This window comes from Mucilaginibacter sp. OK283, from assembly GCF_900110415.1.
In the GTDB taxonomy this organism is placed as follows: Bacteria; Bacteroidota; Bacteroidia; order Sphingobacteriales; family Sphingobacteriaceae; genus Mucilaginibacter.
In genome coordinates this window covers 348,622-366,358 of the sequence record NZ_FODR01000005.1, presented here as the reverse complement: position 1 = coordinate 366,358, position 17,737 = coordinate 348,622, and the positions used below count along the sequence as shown (strand labels likewise).

The window sequence follows — 17,737 nt, the reverse complement described above, 5'->3', positions numbered from 1 at the left end:
TACGGGCAGGCAAAAACTTTGTATATTTCTGCCAAATTCTTTTATCATGGATAAAGACCACAGCCAGCACAATACGGAAGCCGAAGCGATTATTATTAACAATGTTGAAGAATATGGGTGCCATTTGGCTTTGATAGAGCCGGACAACTACCTGCCTGGCTTTGTTTATACAATTGGTTTGTATAAAAACTACAGGCATCCGGAAGTCATCTGTTTCGGGTTGAATACCAACGTTATGGCCGGCATATTAAATCACGTTCGCGATATAGCAAAAGATGGTAGTGCCGTCGTTCCTAACGTATTATATCCCGGCTATTTACAGGGTTACCAAGTTCAGTTTATTGAAGTTGATAAGGCCTTTTATCCTAATTACCTCGGTTATGCAAGCTGGTTCTACGATTATAGCCATGATTATCCCGTTTTTCAATTAGTTTGGCCCGATAAACAGCAGCTATTCCCGTGGGATGAAGCTTTTAATCCGGCCTGGAAATTCAAACAACCACTTTTAGACAGGGATATCGGCTTTAAATTTTACGAGGAAAAGAACATGGGCGTATATACCACAAAACAGGTATTTGAGGGCCAACCAATATTATACGTTTATCATAACGAAGACGGCGACTGGCAGTTTCACACCAGCGATCACCCTGATATAACTGATTCACTGCTGGTTTGCCTTGAAGAGATTACCAAACTTGATCCCAGTATTAACGAAATATATCACCTGCAATATGGTTGGAGCGCCTGGAGAAGCAGCGTTGATGAGAATTGGCAATATGCCGAAAGTGCGGATGAAGAGGTTATTAACTAGTATTCTGCTCTTCTTAACCTAATTGGATTACTCCTGTACTAACAGGAATAAAAAGGTAATAAACCAAATCAATTTACTACAGTCATACCTTTAAGTTTAACAACCAAGGCAACCTACCTATATTGTAAAACGTATTTTACATACCTGCCTGTAATAAACACGGGGGCATCTATTAATGTAAAAAGAAATAATATGAAAAAGATCACGTATTCGTTAATCGTCTTGCTGGTAATCAGCCTTTCGGCATTTGCCCTATCGCTTGTTACTTATAAAGTTAAAAGCCCTTATGAGGTTAAATTTGAGGGCGGCCGTATCAGCGGCAAATTTGAAACGCTAAAGGCCAATATCCAGTTTGACAAAGTTGACCCCGGGCAGTCAAAAATTTCGGCATCTATTGATGTAGAAAGTATTGCTACCGGTTTCTTTATCAAAAACAACCACGCCAAAGATGCCCTGGATGCCGACAATCATCCCACCATCACCTTTACCTCAACGGCGGTTAGCAAAAGCGGCAACGCTTACCAGGCTATAGGTAACCTGAACATGAAGGGTGTTACCAAACCAGTTACCATTCATTTTACTTTTGATGATAAAGGTAACGAAGGCCTTTTTAAAGGCAGCTTTAAAGTAAAACCAAAGGATTTTAATATCACCCGCAACGGATCGCCGGAGGAGTTGACTATTAGTTTAACCGTACCGGTTACTAAGGGGTAAATAGCAGTACACAGCAAAGGTGCCACGTTATATTTAGTTATAGCGTGGCTTTTTTGTTTTGTGCCGGCTACATTTGTTGTGGAGTTGAATAACCAATAAACTTTTTGACCAGACACCCAAGGATAGGCGGAATGGCGAAGCCTTAATGAATATCTTTTTAAAACAATTATATTTATGAATAATTTGTTAAAACGGGTAATGAGTTAGATACTGATCTGGACAGATGGCTTTATGTGTTAAAGAATATGAGCCAACTGGACAAGATACCAGCATATCTGCGTAAACCCATATTTGAAAAATTATTCAGCATTGCAGAATATATAAGCCTGACAAAGGAGGAAAAAACGATGTACGATAGCAGCTTAAAATACAAATGGGACAATAAAAATGTGATGAATTACGCTGTATCAACTGCTGAGACCTGGGGTGAGGCGAAAGGTATGGAGAAAGGTGAATATAAAAAGGCCTTAGATATTGCCCGTGAAATGAAAAAAGATGGTCTACCACTTGCCCAAATCTCAAAGTTTACTAAACTTTCTGCTGAAGAAATAGAAAAGCTTTAAATATCCACACTAAAAAAGGGGAGCGACAAAATCATCGCTCCCCTTTAGTTTAGCTTTCTGCTTTAAGCCTTAACTTTTGGCTTACAACCCAAAGCCATAAGCTAAACGCAAAGCCACCAGGCCTGTGTGATAATCCTTCATGTAAAAATCCTCATACCGCGCACTCAGGTCCCAGTGTTTGTTTGCGTACCCTATTCGTCCGGCCAGGTCGCGCCTGTGAAATGGCGCCCATCCCTGCCCATCTTCTAATTTTTCCCATGCTAAACCGCCCTCAACACCAACATAAAGGTTGGGCATAAAAAACTGTTTAACACCTATTTTAACCGGAATTTCGCCGTAGCTATCAAATTTCTTGCCGGTATTTGGGTTTGTTTTCGAAAAAAAATGATAACCGCCGGCAGCAAATGTCGCCGCGAAATTATTGGTAATACCATATTGAAACTGGCCCGTTGCCCCCAATACAAAGCTACTGCCCTTGCGCGATATACCGGTTGGCAAACCTGTTTCTGCTCCCAGGCTAAAGGTAAATTGTTTAGCTGCAACTGTTTGAGCCTGTGCATTTGTTGTAAAAAATATAGCTGAGGCAATAATTGAAACGGCTATTAATTTTGATAGAACTTTCATTTGACGTGGTTTTAGTAAATAATCATTTACATGTATTACTGCCACTTTTACAAATACGTTGCCTGTAGTTCCCAATTTTTTTTCCATGGCTAAATCATATAAAGTAAAATCAGGATTTTTTATACCGTTTATATTTCTTAACGGGTACAATTACTGGCGGCTAATTATGATATAAACAATAAAATATATCATTATCAGCTAACCAAACAACGGTTACTATCGTATAAAAAAGTGTTATCAAACCCTTGTCGCTATAAAAATTTTCATCATAATAAGGTAACATTTATGCAACATTGGACAGGTACATTTGGGGAAACAAAAAAATTATCGATGCGAACAGCAATTTTTTGCCCTAAGCACCTTAAGTTATTGTTCCTGAGCCTGCTGATATTTCTCGGCCACAACGCCTACCCCCAAAATCCCACTATCTCCAATGGCTTTGCCCACAATGATTACTGGCACAAACGGCCTTTGTATGATGCTTTGGATAATGGTTTTACAAACATTGAGGCCGATGTTTATTTAAGGAACAACAAACTGATTGTAGCACACATCCTCCCCTTCTTCAAAAAACAAAGAACGTTGGAGCGCCTGTACCTGGCCCCGCTGATGGAATGCATCATAGGCACCAATAAAGAGATCAAATGCCCCACCTATCCGTTAACACTGATGATCGACATAAAATCTGACGGTGCTAAAACTTACCAGGCGCTGCAGTTGGTGCTCGAAAAATACAAATCTATTTTATCCGGCTACGAAAACGGCATTTACACCCAACGACAGGTAACCGTTGTAATTACCGGCCACAGGCCATATAACCTGATCAAAGCACAAAACAGCAGGATGGCCTTCATTGATGAAGACCTTATGCAGGTAAGGCAGGATACGGCTTCAAGAGATTTATACCAAACTGCAAGCTGCAAATACTCTCATTTATTAAAATGGGACGGAAAAGGCGATTTTTCGCCCTTTGAAAGGCAGCGCCTGCGTATGTACGTGTTGCTGGCACACAAGTTTGGTAAAAAGGTAAGACTCTGGGCTTCGCCCGAGAATGAAGCAGTATGGCGCGAGCTGCTGAACTGCGGCGTTGACTTAATTAATACCGATAGGTTGGTTGAACTTAAAAACTTTTTGCAAACAGGCCCAAAAAGCTATGCTAAGGTTGATTGAAAGAAAGAATCAAGATTTAATATAAATACCTAATCTTAAATCAATTGCGATTAATTTTACCAGCTATTACTTCATTAAAGCTTATTGCAATATAAGCCTTTTGTTTTTTCTGTCTTGATTCTTGAATCTAATATCTTGATTCTCTACCAGCATTGTTAATAAATTCTTTTCCCAAAAACCACCTCTTAATAATTTCATAACGCTGGCTTCGCTTTATCTAAAAGTAGCGCGATTACTTTTAACAAATTATAAAGCAAAGCATCAGCCAGGCTTTATAGTTTAAATAAACAAGTAAAGCATTCAACCCTTGAGTTTAACTACACCGATAATTGAAAGTAAAGGAATGAAGAAGATACTATTCATTACCGGTTCAATTAACCAAACAACCCAAATGCACCAGATTGCAAATGAGTTGCCCGAATTTGATTGCTGGTTTAGTCAGTTATTTACAGATAATGCGCTCCTAAACTACCTGCTTGCTAAAACCCCCATTTTTAACGGCACGGTACTATCGCGCAAATTCAAGTTAAAATCTGAAAGGTATTTATATCAAAACTCATTACAGGTTGATTTCAGAGCCCAAAAAAATCAGTACGACCTTGTAGTGTATTGTACCGATATGATTGTACCCAGGCGCATGCGCCAATTTAAAACCATTTGGGTGCAGGAGGGTATGATAGACCGCTATACCACCTGGAGCAAAATTGTACGTACCCTTAGGCTGCCATCAACCATGTGCGGCAATACATCACTAAACGGTGCAGCCAATATATGCGATGTTTATTGTGCGGCGTCTGAAGGTTATAAGCAGCAGTTTGCCGATAAAGGCACCCATATAAACAAGATCATTGTCACCGGCATGCCCAACTATGACAACCAGCAGCAGCATTTAAATAACGATTTTCCGCACCGCGACTACGTAATGGTTGCTACAACTGATATGCGCGAAACCTTCCGGATAGAGCACAGGGTAGCATTTATCAAAAAAGCCGTTAAAATAGCGGCAGGCAGGCCCCTGCTTTTCAAACTTCATCCTAACGAGAATTTTGCCAGGGCCGAAAGAGAGATCCGTGAACATGCCCCCCTAACTACGATGATCTATAAAGACGGTAATACCGCCCATATGATAGCCAATTGCTGCGAATTGATTACGCAATACTCCACGGTGGTGTATACAGGCATAGCACTGGGCAAAAAAGTACATTCCTGGTTTGATATTAACGAGCTGCACGAGCTTGCGCCTTTACAAAATGAAGGAACATCGGCCAAAGCAATTGCCGCGCTTTGCCGTGAATACTTAAACCACAAGGGGACTAAAAAAAGTTTTGATCCGCAGCTGGCCATTTATAAATACCGGGTTGGCAAACAACAACCGGAATTAACAAACGAACTGATAGCAAACTGGTAATTAATAATAAGTACCATGACAGAAAAAATTGTGATTATAGTGCAGGCCCGCATGGCGTCAAGCCGCCTGCCAGGCAAAGTAATGCTCCCCATACTGGGCAAAAGCCTTTTGGCGCGCATGATTGAACGGCTGCAAATGATGCAGCACAAAGCCGATATCATCATCGCTACATCCGAAAATGAAGAGGACGATATCATCGTGAAGGAAGCTTCGGAGATGAATATTCCCAGTTATCGCGGTAGCCTGGGCAATTTGCTTGACAGGCACTACCAGGCCGCCCGACGGTTTAAAGCCGACATTGTGTTAAAGATCCCATCTGATTGCCCACTGATAGACCCGCGTATTATTGACCAGGTACTTGAATATTTTTTTGCCAACCGTGGTAAATACGACTATGTAAGCAACCTGCACCCGGCCACCTGGCCCGATGGCAACGATGTGGAGGTAATGACCATGGCCTGCCTTAAACAAGCCTGGGAAAACGCCGGCCGCCCGCTCGAGCTGGAACATACCACGCCTTACATCTGGGAAAACCCGCTCATTTTTAGCATTGGCAATGTAAGCTGGCAAACAGGCATGGATTATTCCATGTCGCACAGGTTTACGATTGATTACCCCAAGGATTATTATTTTATTGAAAAAGTATACAGCGAGTTATATCCTATCTGCCACCAGTTTTCCTGCCAGGATATACTTAACCTGCTTAACCGCAAGCCCGAAATAATGCAAATCAACACACAGTACGCAGGCGTAAACTGGTACCGCCATCACCTGGATGAATTGCAAACCATTTTGCCCGATCAAACAAAAAAAGCACCGAAGGAAAACTCACAACAATTTGAACAAAGTGAAGCATAACACCCCAAACATCAACGAGCAGGAGTTAACGGCTATTGCTTTAAACGTGCGCGAACACATTGTGCGCATGTCGACAGATGGCGGATGCTTTACAGGAGCATCGTTATCCGCTGTTGATTTGATAGTTTACTTATATAGCCGGTTTTTAAATATCAACAAGGATAATCTTAACCATCCCGATAGGGATTACCTGTTCCTTTCAAAAGGGCATGATGTGCCTGCCTTATATGGCACCTTTGCCGAGTTGGGCTTGTTGGATAAGGATAGGCTTAAAAATCACCTGTCCCTTAACGATCATATTTACTGGCACCCCAATACCCATATCCCGGGTATCGAGTTTCATTCCGGCTCGTTGGGCCATTTGCCTTCGGTAGCTATCGGCGTTGCACTCGATCTTAAAATAAGCGGTGGCAGCAACAAGGTGGTATGTATTTTAGGCGATGGCGAACTAAACGAAGGCACCTGCTGGGAAGCCGTATTGGTAGCCAATGCCTACAAACTGGATAATTTGATCTTCGTGGTCGACCGTAACCAATTCCAGGCCAATGTACGCACCGAAGACCTGATTCCGCTGGAACCACTCGCCGATAAATTCAGGGCCTTTGGCGCTGCCGTAAAACGTATAGACGGGCATAACTTTATTGACTTACAACACGCATTCGGCGCGTATCCTTTTGAAGAAGGAAAACTAAATGTAGTGATTGCCGATACCGTACGCGGCAAAGGGCTGCCCAGTATTGAAGAGCGTGCCGACCGTTGGTTCTGCAATTTTTCTGCAGATGAGATTGGTCAGCTTTTGCTTGAACTCCACGGCGACCAAAACACCCTATTGACATCAGAAACTTTAGTAGTGAGATAAATATGACCTACGAAGAATTATTAACAGAAACGGCATTGGCCAACGAGCAGATCATCGTAATGACTGCCGAAAACCGTGCGCTGGTACGTAACCTGCCCGGCATATTGGGCAAACGCTTTATTGACACCGGTATTACCGAGCAAACCATGATAGGCGCCGCCGCCGGTTTGGCCTTGCGTGGCCGCACCCCTGTAGTACATGCCCTTGCCGCGTTTTTAACCATGCGCGCCTTTGAATTTGTACGTACCGATCTGGGTATCCCCAACCTGCCGGTTAAGCTGAGCGGCTTTATTCCCGGCCTTTTATCTGACGGTAACGGCCCTACCCACCAGGCTATTGAAGATATTTCGATTATGCGCGGCGTCCCCAACGTAACCGTGTTTGCCCCGGCAGATGAAGATGACCTGGTAAAAATGCTGCCACAAATCTGGGGCAGCGAAAATCCGGCTTATACCCGAATTAATACCCGTAAAACCAGCTATAATCACGCGCCCTTTGTTTTAGGCAAAGCCGAAGTGATAACCCAGGGCAACGACGTAACTATATTAACCTACGGCTTATTATTTGAACAGGCGCTTATTGCGGTTGACATGTTGCGCAGCGAAGGCCTTTCTGTAGGGCTGGTAAACATGCGCAGCCTTAAACCGGTTGATGAGCAGGCTATACTACAGGCATGCGCCCAAAGCAACCTGGTAGTAACCCTCGAAGATCATTTTGTAACAGGCGGTTTGTACAGCGTTGTGGCCGAAGTATTATTAAAACACCAAACCACCGCAAAAGTACTGCCCATAGCCCTGAACAATAAATGGTTCAGGCCTGCATTGCTGCCCGATGTTTTGCAGCATGAAGGCTTTACAGGCAAACAAATTGCCGAAAGGATATTGGGCTACCAGACAGCCCACCACCAACCAGAGATTTTAACACCTGAATTTTCAGAATAAAAAACAGTATTATGGCTAATAAAATAGCGCTCGACAACAATTTTCCTAACATCAGCCAGTCTGACAACCTATACCAGCGAGCTTTAAAAGTACAAAAGCCCGTTACACAAACCCTGGCCAAAGGCCCCGGCCAGTTTACCTATGGTGTAGCCCCTAAATACATTGTAAAAGGCAAAGGATCGCACGTATGGGATGCAGATGGTAACGAGTATATCGACCTTAATTCGGCCATAGGCCCAATCTCGCTGGGCTACGCCTACCCTGCCGTTGACGAAGCTATCCGCAGGCAACTGGAAGATGGCATTACCTTTTCATTGATGCATCCCTTAGAGGTTGAATTGAGCGAACTGGTACAACAGGTAGTCCCTAATGCCGAAGCGGTAAAGATCAGCAAAACAGGTGCGGATGTATGCTCGGCAGCTGTACGCGTGGCCCGCGCTTTTACAGGCCGCGATAAAATATTTTGCTGTGGCTACCATGGCTGGCACGATTGGTATATAGGTATTACCAGCCGCAACGCAGGCGTGCCCGATGCCATACAGGATTTAACCTACACTTTTGAATATAACGATATCGAATCGGTAAAAGCCGCCCTGGATGAAACCGTGGCCGCCGTAATATTGGAACCCTTTATTTTTGAAGCCCCCAAACCCGGCTACCTGCAGCAGCTCGCCGAGGTATGCAAAGCAAATGGCACCCTGCTGATATTTGACGAAATGTGGACGGGTTTCCGTGTCGCTGTTGGTGGCGCACAGGAATATTTTGATGTTAAGGCCGACCTTGCCGTGTTTTCAAAAGCCTGTGCAAACGGAATGCCCATAGCCTTATTAACCGGCCGAGCCGATGTAATGGAACTATTTAATTCCGAAGTATTTAGCTACACCACCTTTGGCGGCGAGGCACTATCATTAGCGGCTTGTATCGCAACCATTAACGAGCTGCGTAATAAAAATGTGCCGCTGTATTTAGATACACACGGCGCGCTATTAAAAGATGGATACAACCTTATTGCAATTGAAACCGGCATGGATAAATACACCCGCTGCGTAGGTTTTAACTGCCGCAGTATGGTAACTTTTACTCCCGAAGCAGGCAGCGCCTTAGAGGTTAAAACCCTGATGCAACAGGAGATGATAAAACGCGGTGTGCTTTGGGCCGGCTTCCATAATATGTGTTACAGCCATACTTCCGAAGATATCGACTACATTTTGTTAGCATACCGAGATGTATTGCCCCTGGTAAAAGAAGCAATTGAAAGTGGCAATATCAAAAATTACTTAAAGGGCGAAGTACTGGAGGCTGTTTTCCGTAAGGTGAGCAACTATAACATTAAACCTAAAAGCGTTATAGCCGGGTGATTGAAGTCATAAGTCTTTAGTCGCAAGTCAGTAGCACAAATCATATAGAAATTTAGATGACGGGTTTATTTTCATTAAATCAAAAAACGGCAGTAGTAACGGGTGCACTTGGCCTTATAGGAAAAAAACACTGCGAAGCGCTGGCAGCGGCCGGCGCCAATGTGGTAGTAGCCGATATTGATGCCGAAGCCGCACAAGCCTTTGCGCAGCAATTAGGCCAAAACCATATTGGGATAGGCTTAGATGTAACCAGCAAACAATCGTTAATTGACGCGCTTAATACCATACTGAATAAATACGATGGCCTGGACATCCTGGTGAACAACGCAGCCATCAACGATAAGTTTGAAGATCCTGCTATGGCCAAAGAGCTTTCGGCATTTGAAAACTATCCGTTAGAGGCTTTCCAGCGGTCACTAAATGTAAATGTAACCGGGGTATTTTTAAGCTCGCAGATATTGGGTACCCATATGGCCCTGCAGGGCAGTGGCAGTATCATCAATATTGCCAGCACCTACGGCATGGTAGGGCCCGACCAAACGATATACCGTAATGCCGCCGGCGAGCAGACATTTTATAAATCGGCAGCTTACCCGGTAACCAAGGGGGCTATCATCAACTTTACCCGTTTTTTGGCTGCTTACTGGGGGCATACCGGGGTAAGAGTTAATACCCTATCGCCGGGTGGCGTCGAGAACGGACAAACAGAAGATTTTATAGGCAATTATTCAGCAAAAACTTTACTGGGCCGTATGGCCAAAGCAGCTGATTACCAGGGCGCGCTTGTATTTCTGGCCAGCGAGGCCTCGGCGTACATGACGGGTGCAAATCTGGTAGTTGATGGAGGATGGACAGCAATTTAATTCACACATAAAACATGAATGAAATTTTAAAACAAAAAGCGGCGGGCATCAAACTTTTGCTAACCGACAACGATGGTGTACTAACCGATGCCGGTGTTTACTATAACACCGATGGCGAACTGCTTAAAAAATTCAACATGCGCGACGGCATGGGTGTGGAACGGCTGCGTAAATTTGCAGGCGTAGATACCGGCATCATCACCGGCGAACACTCCCCTTCCCTTATAAAAAGGGCCGCCAAATTGCAGATAGTAGAATTGCATACAGGAATTAAAGATAAAGTTGCTGTTTTAAAAGAAATTTGCAGCCGCTTAAACCTGTCATTAAACGAAGTTGCCTACATAGGCGATGATTATAACGACCTGGAAGTAATGAAACTGGCTGGCCTAACCGCCTGCCCTGCCGATGCTTTGCCTTTGATAAAAACAAAGGCTGATTTTGTAAGCACCCTAAATGGCGGCGAAGGCTGTTTCCGCGAGGTTGCAGAATTTATTATAGATGCCAAAGGTAATGCTACTTTATCAGCCGGTACCCGTAATGGCACTATAACCCTGCAAAACGGCCGTGTTATTGGAAAAGGACAGCCAAGCTATATTATTGCCGAAATTGGTATTAACCATAACGGATCGCTGGAAACCTGCAAAAAGCTGATTGACGAGGCGGTTGCCGCCAAGGCTGATGCTGTTAAATTCCAGAAACGCACACCCGAAATTTGTGTACCTAAAGACCAATGGGAAATTATGCGCGATACCCCCTGGGGCCGCATCACCTACATCGATTACAAACGCAAAACAGAGTTTGGCATTGCCGAATATGCAACTATAGATCACTATTGCAAAAAGCTGGGAATCGATTGGTTTGTATCAGCCTGGGACGTTCCCTCCGTTGATTTTATGGAGCGCTTTGATACCATTTTATACAAACTGGCATCTGCATCGTTAACAGATTTCGACCTGATCCAACGCATCCTGGAAACCGGTAAGCCGCTAATGTTATCAACAGGCATGTCCACCATGAAAGAGATTGAGGCCACCATGGATTTTGTGAATGCCTTTGATGAAAACTACCCGTTGTTCATAGCGCACTCTACCTCGGCCTATCCATGCGCCCCGCAGGAATTAAACCTTAAAATGATCCAGACGTTGGAGGCCAAATATCCGGGTGTACCAATCGGCTATTCGGGCCATGAAACCGGCCTGGCTACTACGGTTGCCGCAGTATCATTAGGAGCAACCTTTGTTGAGCGCCATTTTACGCTCGATAGGGCCATGTGGGGATCAGACCATGCCGCGTCTGTTGAGCCACAAGGCCTGCAACGCCTGGTACGCGATATCCGCGATGTGGAAACGGCAACCGGCGACGGCGAAAAAAGAGTTTATGAGTCTGAGCTGGCCCCTATGAAAAGGTTAAGGGTAAACATCAGCGATGAATACAAAGAAAAACCATTAGTGTAAATAATGCCGCTGGACAAAGTATACACCATAACAACCATTATCCTTGCCTGCTGGGTGGTTTTCATTATCGCCTGGGAACGTGTTTCGCCTTATCGCAAAGGCCTCGCATTTTTCAGGGAAGGATTTTGGGTTGATTTGGTTTGGTATACTTTGATTCAGAGCTATTTTTTGAAGATCCTGATCTTCAGCTATATCATTGCGCCGCTACAACAGCATTTCGATCTATCGGGTTGGAGTGCTGTTGGCAGCTGGCCGCTGGCCGTCCAGGTATTATTTTTTGTGGTAACACATGACTTATACATCTACCTTTTCCACCGTTTTCAGCACTCCAATAAAGTGTTCTGGCGCATTCATGAAGCGCACCATTCCGGTAAAGAGGTTGATTTTTTAGCAGGCTCACGCTCGCATTTCATGGAGATAGTGATTAACCAAACCATCGAGTTTGCCCCTATCATATTGCTTGGCGCAAACCCCATGGTAATACCTATCAAGGCGCTGATAGATGCGATGTACGGCATGTTTATTCATGCCAACGTTAAAGTAAAATTCGGCAGGTGGAAGTACATTTTTAACACCCCCGAGCTTCATTTGTGGCACCATGCCAATTACCAGGAGGTTTTTCATGCCAATTTCGCTACAAAGCTATCTGTGTGGGATCACCTGTTTGATACCGTGTATGACCCTGGGCATGCGCCAGGCAACAATCCCGAAAACTGGGGGCTTTATTATGATTATCCAAAGGATTACTTTTTACAGCATGCCTTCAGCATAAAACGTTTCGACGAGTCAAAACTTTTAAAATATCCCTGGTTTAAATGGTATTATACCCTGCGCCCGAGGGCAATTAGCTGGCTTAAAAAAAGGCTGCCGGTTAAATACAATGAACCGGTGATTGATTTACAACCAACGCCCCTACCAATAAAACAAGTATCCACCGAAGATAACCTCATACAACAAAACTAACATTGGCCTGGATCTATCTTATCATAGCCGCAGCATTTGAAGCTGCCTGGACATTTTCGCTCAAGTTCATGAAATTCAGCGACCTGAAAGCCCTGCGCTGGCATTCGGCTTTAAGCTTACAATACGGCTTACCGGTTTGGCTGCCTTTTGCCGGGTACGTGCTCTTCGGGATAGGCAATATCTATTTCTTCTCGCTGGCCATTAAACTGGTACCCACCGCAGTTGCTTATGCCGTGTGGACAGCTATCACCCTTGTACTCATCAAAATTGCCGAAATGGCTATCTTTCACCAGAAACTATCCTGGATGGAGGTGTTTTTTATGACACTGATTATGAGCGGAATATTAGGACTGAAGTTTTTCGGAGCGGAAGTGAAATAACAAATCGACCGTTTGAAGTACTTTAAGAATCTACGTTAAGGATAAGATATATTTTACCTTGATCGTTTTTAAAAACATCTATTGAACTTAAATCCAGGTCGGACAGATCATGGCAACAAATTCCATATTTTCCGTTAGTTTCATTCCTGTTGATCAGGCCTTCCCTCTTATCCCTCGGTACAATTTCCGTTTTCGTAGATTTTTCTTCTTCCGCATAAATTTCGTGATATTTTTCGCTGATGGCTTTAATCAATCCAATACGGGAGAACTTTTTTGAGGCTGATTCCAGGTCAAACGTCACCTGCCTTGTCAGTGGGTAGTCAATAATCAACGTAACCTTGGCAAATGGCAAAACTATTTCATCAGCATCGATAAGACTATCTAACTGCTTACCCGGATCGTCAAGGCTAACCCAGGGCATAATCCCGTTATCAAAGTCTTTTGCGTCTTCCTGCTTCGCCTTTACTTTGTACTCAATGGTCGAAATCCTGACACCCAAGCTATCTGTTAGATCACATTTCTGACGCGAAGCTGTATTTTTGCAAAAGTATCCTGCAAAAGCGAGTAAAATTAAGGCCAGTTTAAGGGTCATGCTGTTCTGCTAAAGTATTACAATAATATCGGGTTTTATTTAGAAAGATCCAGAAAAAATGAACTGATGACGCAATATAACCAGATAAAATACGCCCGATTAAAGCAACAGTAGTAAGCAGGAAGTTTAAAGTTGTTTTTTCGTTTTTAACATTATCGCGAATATCCGGCAATGGCTGCAACTCTGATTTTACTTTTAACGTTGAAAAAAACAGACTTAATTGCAGTATTAGATTAATATTGTTTTAGTTAATTTAGCGGTATCTAAACATCCTGCTACTTATGAAAATACAAAAAAAGATTACCGCACTCATCGCATTTATGTTTTATGTTGCTGCTGCCCAGGCCCAATTTGGAGGCCTTGGTAAAAAAATATTAGATAAAGGCACCGAAATAGCCTCGGGCGGTGGTTTAAGCAAAATCCTAAAACAGCCACAGGCCATTACAACCAGTTTTAAAGATGTAAACAAAACAGGTTCTAAACCACCATCATTTATTGAAGGACAGCAACCCGATCCGTTGTATCTTTTACCCAAAGCGCCCGGTGGCGGTTTTAAACTTTGCGCCGGCTTTTTTGAAATGACCAATAAAAGTTATTGCCTGCATGCCGGTACACATGGCCCAAGTACCGGCGACGGCTATATGCTGGCACCGGTATTGGGCCCCAAGGCTGATGTTGTGATACTGATACTTAAAAATGCAGAAAAACACCCCGAAGTAAAACAGCGCAGCATACAGGTATTACTTTGGGCAATAGTGGCCCGTACCCGTTTTGCCGATTTTGGTACAGATATTAAACTAACAGCAACCACCCTATTATCTCCGCAGGAACTGCTTATGCTGGAGGGTGGCGCATTGGGCGTACTTCCGGCAGGCCTGATAGCAAAAGCCAAAGACCAGCTGCCGCCTGCCGCCCAAAGCGTTTTTGAGGCCGAGAATAACATCCGCCAGCTGGCTGCATCGGGCAACGCATCATATGAAGAAATGGAAAAGTATGCCATGCTGGCCGGCATAGCTCCGCAACCTGATCCGGAAGTGCCATCGGGCATATGGTCGTTACACCCGGATGGTTATTATATCCGTTATTTTCCGAGGGGATATTCGGTTACCAACGTACAGATATATGTACCTAAAGAATTGATTAATACCAAACCCGACCTGGTTTATGACGGCCCTAAAGGCATTGCCTGCCCTGCCAACGTGGGATCACAGCGGCTTGCCCAAACCAACGAGCCGCTAAATGCAGATTATAGCAAAAAACTAAAAACGATTTGCACTCCGTAATGCAACAATCATCGAGAGAGTTATTTCTTAGATCTGTTTAAAAATGAAGTTTATTCAATGCCGTTGGCTAAGCCAACGGCATTGCTTTTTGCTTAATACATAAATAATCTAAATCACATTTAAACAGCGACTCAGAACTAAAGACTTATAATTAACACCAGGTCACAACCTGAAATTAAGCGATATATAAGGGTACCAACCTTCATCAGAGTGCCCTGCCAGTAACTGCAATACGGTTAAACTTGCGGGTGCAAAATAGAGACCGCCACCTGCGCCTGTGTGCCATTTATCGGAGTGTTCGCCACTGATCCATACCCGGCCGGTGTCGTAAAAACCGGTGATGCCCAATTGACCCGGTAAAATGTAACTGGCTATATCGGCAATTTTCACCCGGCCCTGCAGGTTATTAAAAAACATATTTTGCCCGGCAAACCTGTTTTGCAGATATCCCAAAAGGTTCCCCTGGCCACCCAGGAACATGGATTGATAAAACGCCGGTTTGCCAAAACTGATGCCCCCGCCTACACGATCGGATAGCACGATGTTTCCTTTGGCATCCAGCGGCTGGTAATACGTAAACTCGGGTTTAATTTGCACAAAGGCTTTTGAATAATCATTAAGCCCCTTGTACCCTGTTAAAGTAACTTCAAAATAGTACCCTTTAAATGGCAATACGTTGTTATTGCGCTTATTGCTGGTAAAATTCAGCATCAAACCCAGGTGGGCTTTGTTTTTATTTACACTTGCACTATCATATGAGTTGATAAGCGCCGGCTGTGAAATAAACCTGCCTGTGTTATCGTCGGGGCTGTAGTGATAGTACTGTGCAGATGGCCCTGCGCTAAAAAAGCTTCCTTTGCCGGTTTGCCAGCGTAACGCGGCGTCAAATTCCAGAGTGTTAAACCTTGCCCTGTAATATTTGCGGTATCCTTCGCTTTTAACCAATACAGTTTCGTTTCCACGGCCAAAAAAGTTGGTGGTATTATCGGGCGCCAGGATATTTGCTTTCATTACAAAATCGGCTTTCCCAATAACCTGCGCCCATTCGCCGCTGTAATTAAGTCTGAAAGCATCGGTAGCAAAAGCATGGCTGATCATCAATTGTTGCCGGGTAGCATAAGGCAACTTGCGGAAACCATCATACCCCGTATACTTAAAGCCCAATCCTAACAGAAAACCATCATCGGCATTAATGGCAGCTGTTGCCAGCGGCATCCAAACGTTATATAAATTAGTTGGCCTAAACCTGGTGGCATTGGTATCGGCCGATAGGCGGTTGCTTAAACGATTGGTTTTGCCGATGAAAGTAATACTATCTTTTGAGCCGTAAACTGGTATGGTACTTACCGAGTTTTTGATATCGTAAGTTTTATGGCCGGTACTATCAACAAACCTTAATTTTATCGGCGATGTACTATTATCAACCACAATATGATCGTCGCCTCCCGAAACATAAATCCTGATTTCTTTAGTAATGGCCGGATCATAAGTTATATCCATAAACGATCCTTTTACATCGTCGCTTTTGTTAAGCTTGTCAATTTTAACCCGCAGGGTTTTATCCGGCCCTCCCGTAATGGTAAGCAGCTCGTCTTTATTGGTTGTACGGATATCAACAATCCTGTTTACAAAATAAAAATATTGGGTCATAGCTGCCGGAATGTTATCCCTGCGTTTTTTTAATATCGCCAGCAACTCATTATGCCTTAGCCGGTAGTTTTCTTTGGGCAGCAGTTTAAGGCCGGCTTCCAAAACATCATCAGTTTCGGCTTTAACAAAGTCATTAACAATCTTCATCCACTGCGCGTAGGTAAACTGCACATCGGGCGCTGCATTCAAAAATTTTGTTTTAAATATCGAATACTTTACGTGGGGAATATCGGCAGTAAAATTTCCTAAAACAGGATCTATCCAGGGCAGCGCGGCTATGGATGGTAACAAACCCTGGTTAACGTGAAATACCTGGTCCCTATCGCGCGGTACCGGTATATAAGCTTTTTGTTTACCACTGATATCGCCTGCCCATCGCCATTGGTCTTCATGCCGGTCCCAATCGCCTATTAGCAGGTCAAGCATCCGGGCACGCAAAAACATTTCCCCATCTAATCTGCTGTCATAGCTCTTGATTAGGTTACGCTCCATCTTAATCGTGTTATCTGATGGGCCTGCCGGCTCACGTTCTTCCAACAGGCAAATTAAACCTGTAAAAACCTTGCTATACTGGCCCAAAGCAGCATCATCGGCTACAACGCCAATCACAGGATTGGCGTGCGGCACATGAGCAGCTTCGGCCAGCGGCGGCACAATCAGCGCCGAATAAGGGTGCTGGCCGCTAAACTCATCTCCTATCCAGTCAACAGCAAAAGTTCCCTGCAAATTTTCGGGCAGCAGTTTATCCGGGGCTTTCTCTACACTGCGCAGCACCCACTCTTTACCATCTTTATCCTCCAGCCGCAACGATTTTGATTCCATCCCCCCACCCTGTTTTAACGGAGAAAGGCCTCCTTTAAATTTTGATAGCCGGATGACAGGCAGCTTAACGGGCTGGGCCCAGTCTTTACGGAAGTTTTCGCCAAACAGCCAGCGATGCACCCCGGTTACATCATCATATTCCGGATGCGCACTTATGGTAATACTATCACCGGTCATTTGAGTTTTATTTGCGCGGGCGCTACTGGTTATTTGTGCATTAGACGCTAAGGAGCCCACAGCGAATAAAAGGATCAATGGTAGTTTTTTCAACATAGTAGTGTAGGTATTGTTGCCAATCTCCGTTCAATTTACGAATTGAGCTCAACAATCCGGAAAAAAACTGGAGGTAGTTTGTCATACCAAAGCTACAAAATTCGAACCCTATCATAAATCACTACAAACCAATTAATTAAACAAAGCCAGC

The 17,737-nt window shown here is 44.0% G+C and carries 17 protein-coding genes; 14 read left to right on the top strand and 3 right to left on the bottom strand.

Features of this window, described 5'->3' with window-relative positions:
• Positions 1–46 precede the first annotated feature (46 nt).
• The 3 genes from BMX56_RS14505 (at position 47) to BMX56_RS14495 (ending at position 2,088) form a co-directional block, all read left to right on the top strand.
• A complete protein-coding gene (locus BMX56_RS14505) occupies positions 47–811 on the top strand; it encodes a DUF4262 domain-containing protein (RefSeq protein ID WP_090649164.1) in 765 nt (254 codons plus the stop codon).
• A gap of 192 nt (positions 812–1,003) precedes the next feature.
• Positions 1,004–1,525, top strand: coding sequence for a YceI family protein (locus BMX56_RS14500; RefSeq protein WP_090649161.1), 522 nt, complete (start codon positions 1,004–1,006; stop codon positions 1,523–1,525).
• A gap of 233 nt (positions 1,526–1,758) precedes the next feature.
• Positions 1,759–2,088, top strand: a complete 330-nt coding sequence (locus BMX56_RS14495; protein ID WP_369829640.1) for a PD-(D/E)XK nuclease family transposase — start codon at positions 1,759–1,761, stop codon at positions 2,086–2,088.
• Positions 2,089–2,169: 81 nt separating this feature from the next.
• Here the strand turns inward: BMX56_RS14495 and BMX56_RS14490 are convergent, their stop codons facing one another.
• Positions 2,170–2,799 (bottom strand): hypothetical protein, encoded by a 630-nt coding sequence (locus tag BMX56_RS14490; RefSeq protein ID WP_143065446.1) that lies wholly within the window; start codon positions 2,797–2,799, stop codon positions 2,170–2,172.
• Positions 2,800–3,042: 243 nt separating this feature from the next.
• Here BMX56_RS14490 and BMX56_RS14485 point away from each other — a divergent pair, with 243 nt between their 5' ends.
• The 10 genes from BMX56_RS14485 to BMX56_RS14440 all read left to right on the top strand — a co-directional run bounded on the left by BMX56_RS14485 (position 3,043) and on the right by BMX56_RS14440 (position 12,966).
• Positions 3,043–3,882: a phosphatidylinositol-specific phospholipase C/glycerophosphodiester phosphodiesterase family protein gene (locus BMX56_RS14485; RefSeq protein WP_090649531.1), complete on the top strand. Its 840-nt coding sequence runs from the start codon at positions 3,043–3,045 to the stop codon at positions 3,880–3,882.
• A 343-nt stretch (positions 3,883–4,225) separates the two neighbouring features.
• Complete coding sequence (locus tag BMX56_RS14480; RefSeq protein WP_090649155.1) at positions 4,226–5,290, top strand: hypothetical protein; 1,065 nt, start codon at positions 4,226–4,228, stop codon at positions 5,288–5,290.
• Between the two features lie 15 nt (positions 5,291–5,305).
• Positions 5,306–6,148, top strand: coding sequence for a cytidylyltransferase domain-containing protein (locus BMX56_RS14475; RefSeq protein ID WP_090649153.1), 843 nt, complete (start codon positions 5,306–5,308; stop codon positions 6,146–6,148).
• Positions 6,138–7,007: a transketolase gene (locus BMX56_RS14470; RefSeq protein WP_255369846.1), complete on the top strand. Its 870-nt coding sequence runs from the start codon at positions 6,138–6,140 to the stop codon at positions 7,005–7,007. The genes BMX56_RS14475 and BMX56_RS14470 overlap by 11 nt, the downstream gene beginning before the upstream one ends.
• Positions 7,008–7,009: 2 nt before the next feature.
• On the top strand, positions 7,010–7,948 hold the full coding sequence (locus BMX56_RS14465) for a transketolase family protein (RefSeq protein WP_090649150.1): 939 nt from the start codon (positions 7,010–7,012) through the stop codon (positions 7,946–7,948).
• Positions 7,949–7,959: 11 nt separating this feature from the next.
• Positions 7,960–9,306: an aminotransferase class III-fold pyridoxal phosphate-dependent enzyme gene (locus tag BMX56_RS14460; protein WP_090649147.1), complete on the top strand. Its 1,347-nt coding sequence runs from the start codon at positions 7,960–7,962 to the stop codon at positions 9,304–9,306.
• 56 nt (positions 9,307–9,362) lie between these two features.
• Complete coding sequence (locus BMX56_RS14455) at positions 9,363–10,169, top strand: SDR family oxidoreductase (protein WP_090649144.1); 807 nt, start codon at positions 9,363–9,365, stop codon at positions 10,167–10,169.
• A gap of 14 nt (positions 10,170–10,183) precedes the next feature.
• Entirely contained in the window at positions 10,184–11,623 is a 1,440-nt protein-coding gene (locus BMX56_RS14450; RefSeq protein ID WP_177183817.1) for an N-acetylneuraminate synthase family protein, read from the top strand.
• A 3-nt stretch (positions 11,624–11,626) separates the two neighbouring features.
• Positions 11,627–12,586, top strand: coding sequence for a sterol desaturase family protein (locus BMX56_RS14445; RefSeq protein WP_090649141.1), 960 nt, complete (start codon positions 11,627–11,629; stop codon positions 12,584–12,586).
• A 2-nt stretch (positions 12,587–12,588) separates the two neighbouring features.
• On the top strand, positions 12,589–12,966 hold the full coding sequence (locus BMX56_RS14440) for a DMT family transporter (protein WP_090649138.1): 378 nt from the start codon (positions 12,589–12,591) through the stop codon (positions 12,964–12,966).
• Between the two features lie 22 nt (positions 12,967–12,988).
• Here BMX56_RS14440 and BMX56_RS14435 read toward each other — a convergent pair whose 3' ends face one another.
• Complete coding sequence (locus BMX56_RS14435; protein WP_090649135.1) at positions 12,989–13,558, bottom strand: hypothetical protein; 570 nt, start codon at positions 13,556–13,558, stop codon at positions 12,989–12,991.
• 281 nt (positions 13,559–13,839) lie between these two features.
• On the opposite strand from BMX56_RS14435, the gene BMX56_RS14430 reads away from it, so the two are divergent.
• Positions 13,840–14,841: a hypothetical protein gene (locus BMX56_RS14430; protein ID WP_090649132.1), complete on the top strand. Its 1,002-nt coding sequence runs from the start codon at positions 13,840–13,842 to the stop codon at positions 14,839–14,841.
• 162 nt (positions 14,842–15,003) lie between these two features.
• Here BMX56_RS14430 and BMX56_RS14425 read toward each other — a convergent pair whose 3' ends face one another.
• The gene (locus BMX56_RS14425; RefSeq protein ID WP_090649128.1) at positions 15,004–17,586 is read right to left on the bottom strand and encodes a BamA/TamA family outer membrane protein; all 2,583 of its coding nucleotides are present in this window, start codon (positions 17,584–17,586) and stop codon (positions 15,004–15,006) included.
• Positions 17,587–17,737: the final 151 nt, after the last annotated feature.

Bases quoted from the DNA above. Each gene is read 5' to 3' on its own strand.
- BMX56_RS14505 (WP_090649164.1), top strand. From the start codon at position 47: ATGGATAAAGACCACAGCCAGCACAATACGGAAGCCGAAGCGATTATT.
- BMX56_RS14445 (WP_090649141.1), top strand. From the start codon at position 11,627: ATGCCGCTGGACAAAGTATACACCATAACAACCATTATCCTTGCCTGC.
- BMX56_RS14490 (WP_143065446.1), bottom strand. From the start codon at position 2,799: ATGGAAAAAAAATTGGGAACTACAGGCAACGTATTTGTAAAAGTGGCA.
- BMX56_RS14485 (WP_090649531.1), top strand. From the start codon at position 3,043: ATGCGAACAGCAATTTTTTGCCCTAAGCACCTTAAGTTATTGTTCCTG.
- BMX56_RS14480 (WP_090649155.1), top strand. From the start codon at position 4,226: ATGAAGAAGATACTATTCATTACCGGTTCAATTAACCAAACAACCCAA.
- BMX56_RS14460 (WP_090649147.1), top strand. From the start codon at position 7,960: ATGGCTAATAAAATAGCGCTCGACAACAATTTTCCTAACATCAGCCAG.
- BMX56_RS14500 (WP_090649161.1), top strand. From the start codon at position 1,004: ATGAAAAAGATCACGTATTCGTTAATCGTCTTGCTGGTAATCAGCCTT.
- BMX56_RS14450 (WP_177183817.1), top strand. From the start codon at position 10,184: ATGAATGAAATTTTAAAACAAAAAGCGGCGGGCATCAAACTTTTGCTA.
- BMX56_RS14465 (WP_090649150.1), top strand. From the start codon at position 7,010: ATGACCTACGAAGAATTATTAACAGAAACGGCATTGGCCAACGAGCAG.
- BMX56_RS14435 (WP_090649135.1), bottom strand. From the start codon at position 13,558: ATGACCCTTAAACTGGCCTTAATTTTACTCGCTTTTGCAGGATACTTT.
- BMX56_RS14475 (WP_090649153.1), top strand. From the start codon at position 5,306: ATGACAGAAAAAATTGTGATTATAGTGCAGGCCCGCATGGCGTCAAGC.
- BMX56_RS14455 (WP_090649144.1), top strand. From the start codon at position 9,363: ATGACGGGTTTATTTTCATTAAATCAAAAAACGGCAGTAGTAACGGGT.
- BMX56_RS14425 (WP_090649128.1), bottom strand. From the start codon at position 17,586: ATGTTGAAAAAACTACCATTGATCCTTTTATTCGCTGTGGGCTCCTTA.
- BMX56_RS14430 (WP_090649132.1), top strand. From the start codon at position 13,840: ATGAAAATACAAAAAAAGATTACCGCACTCATCGCATTTATGTTTTAT.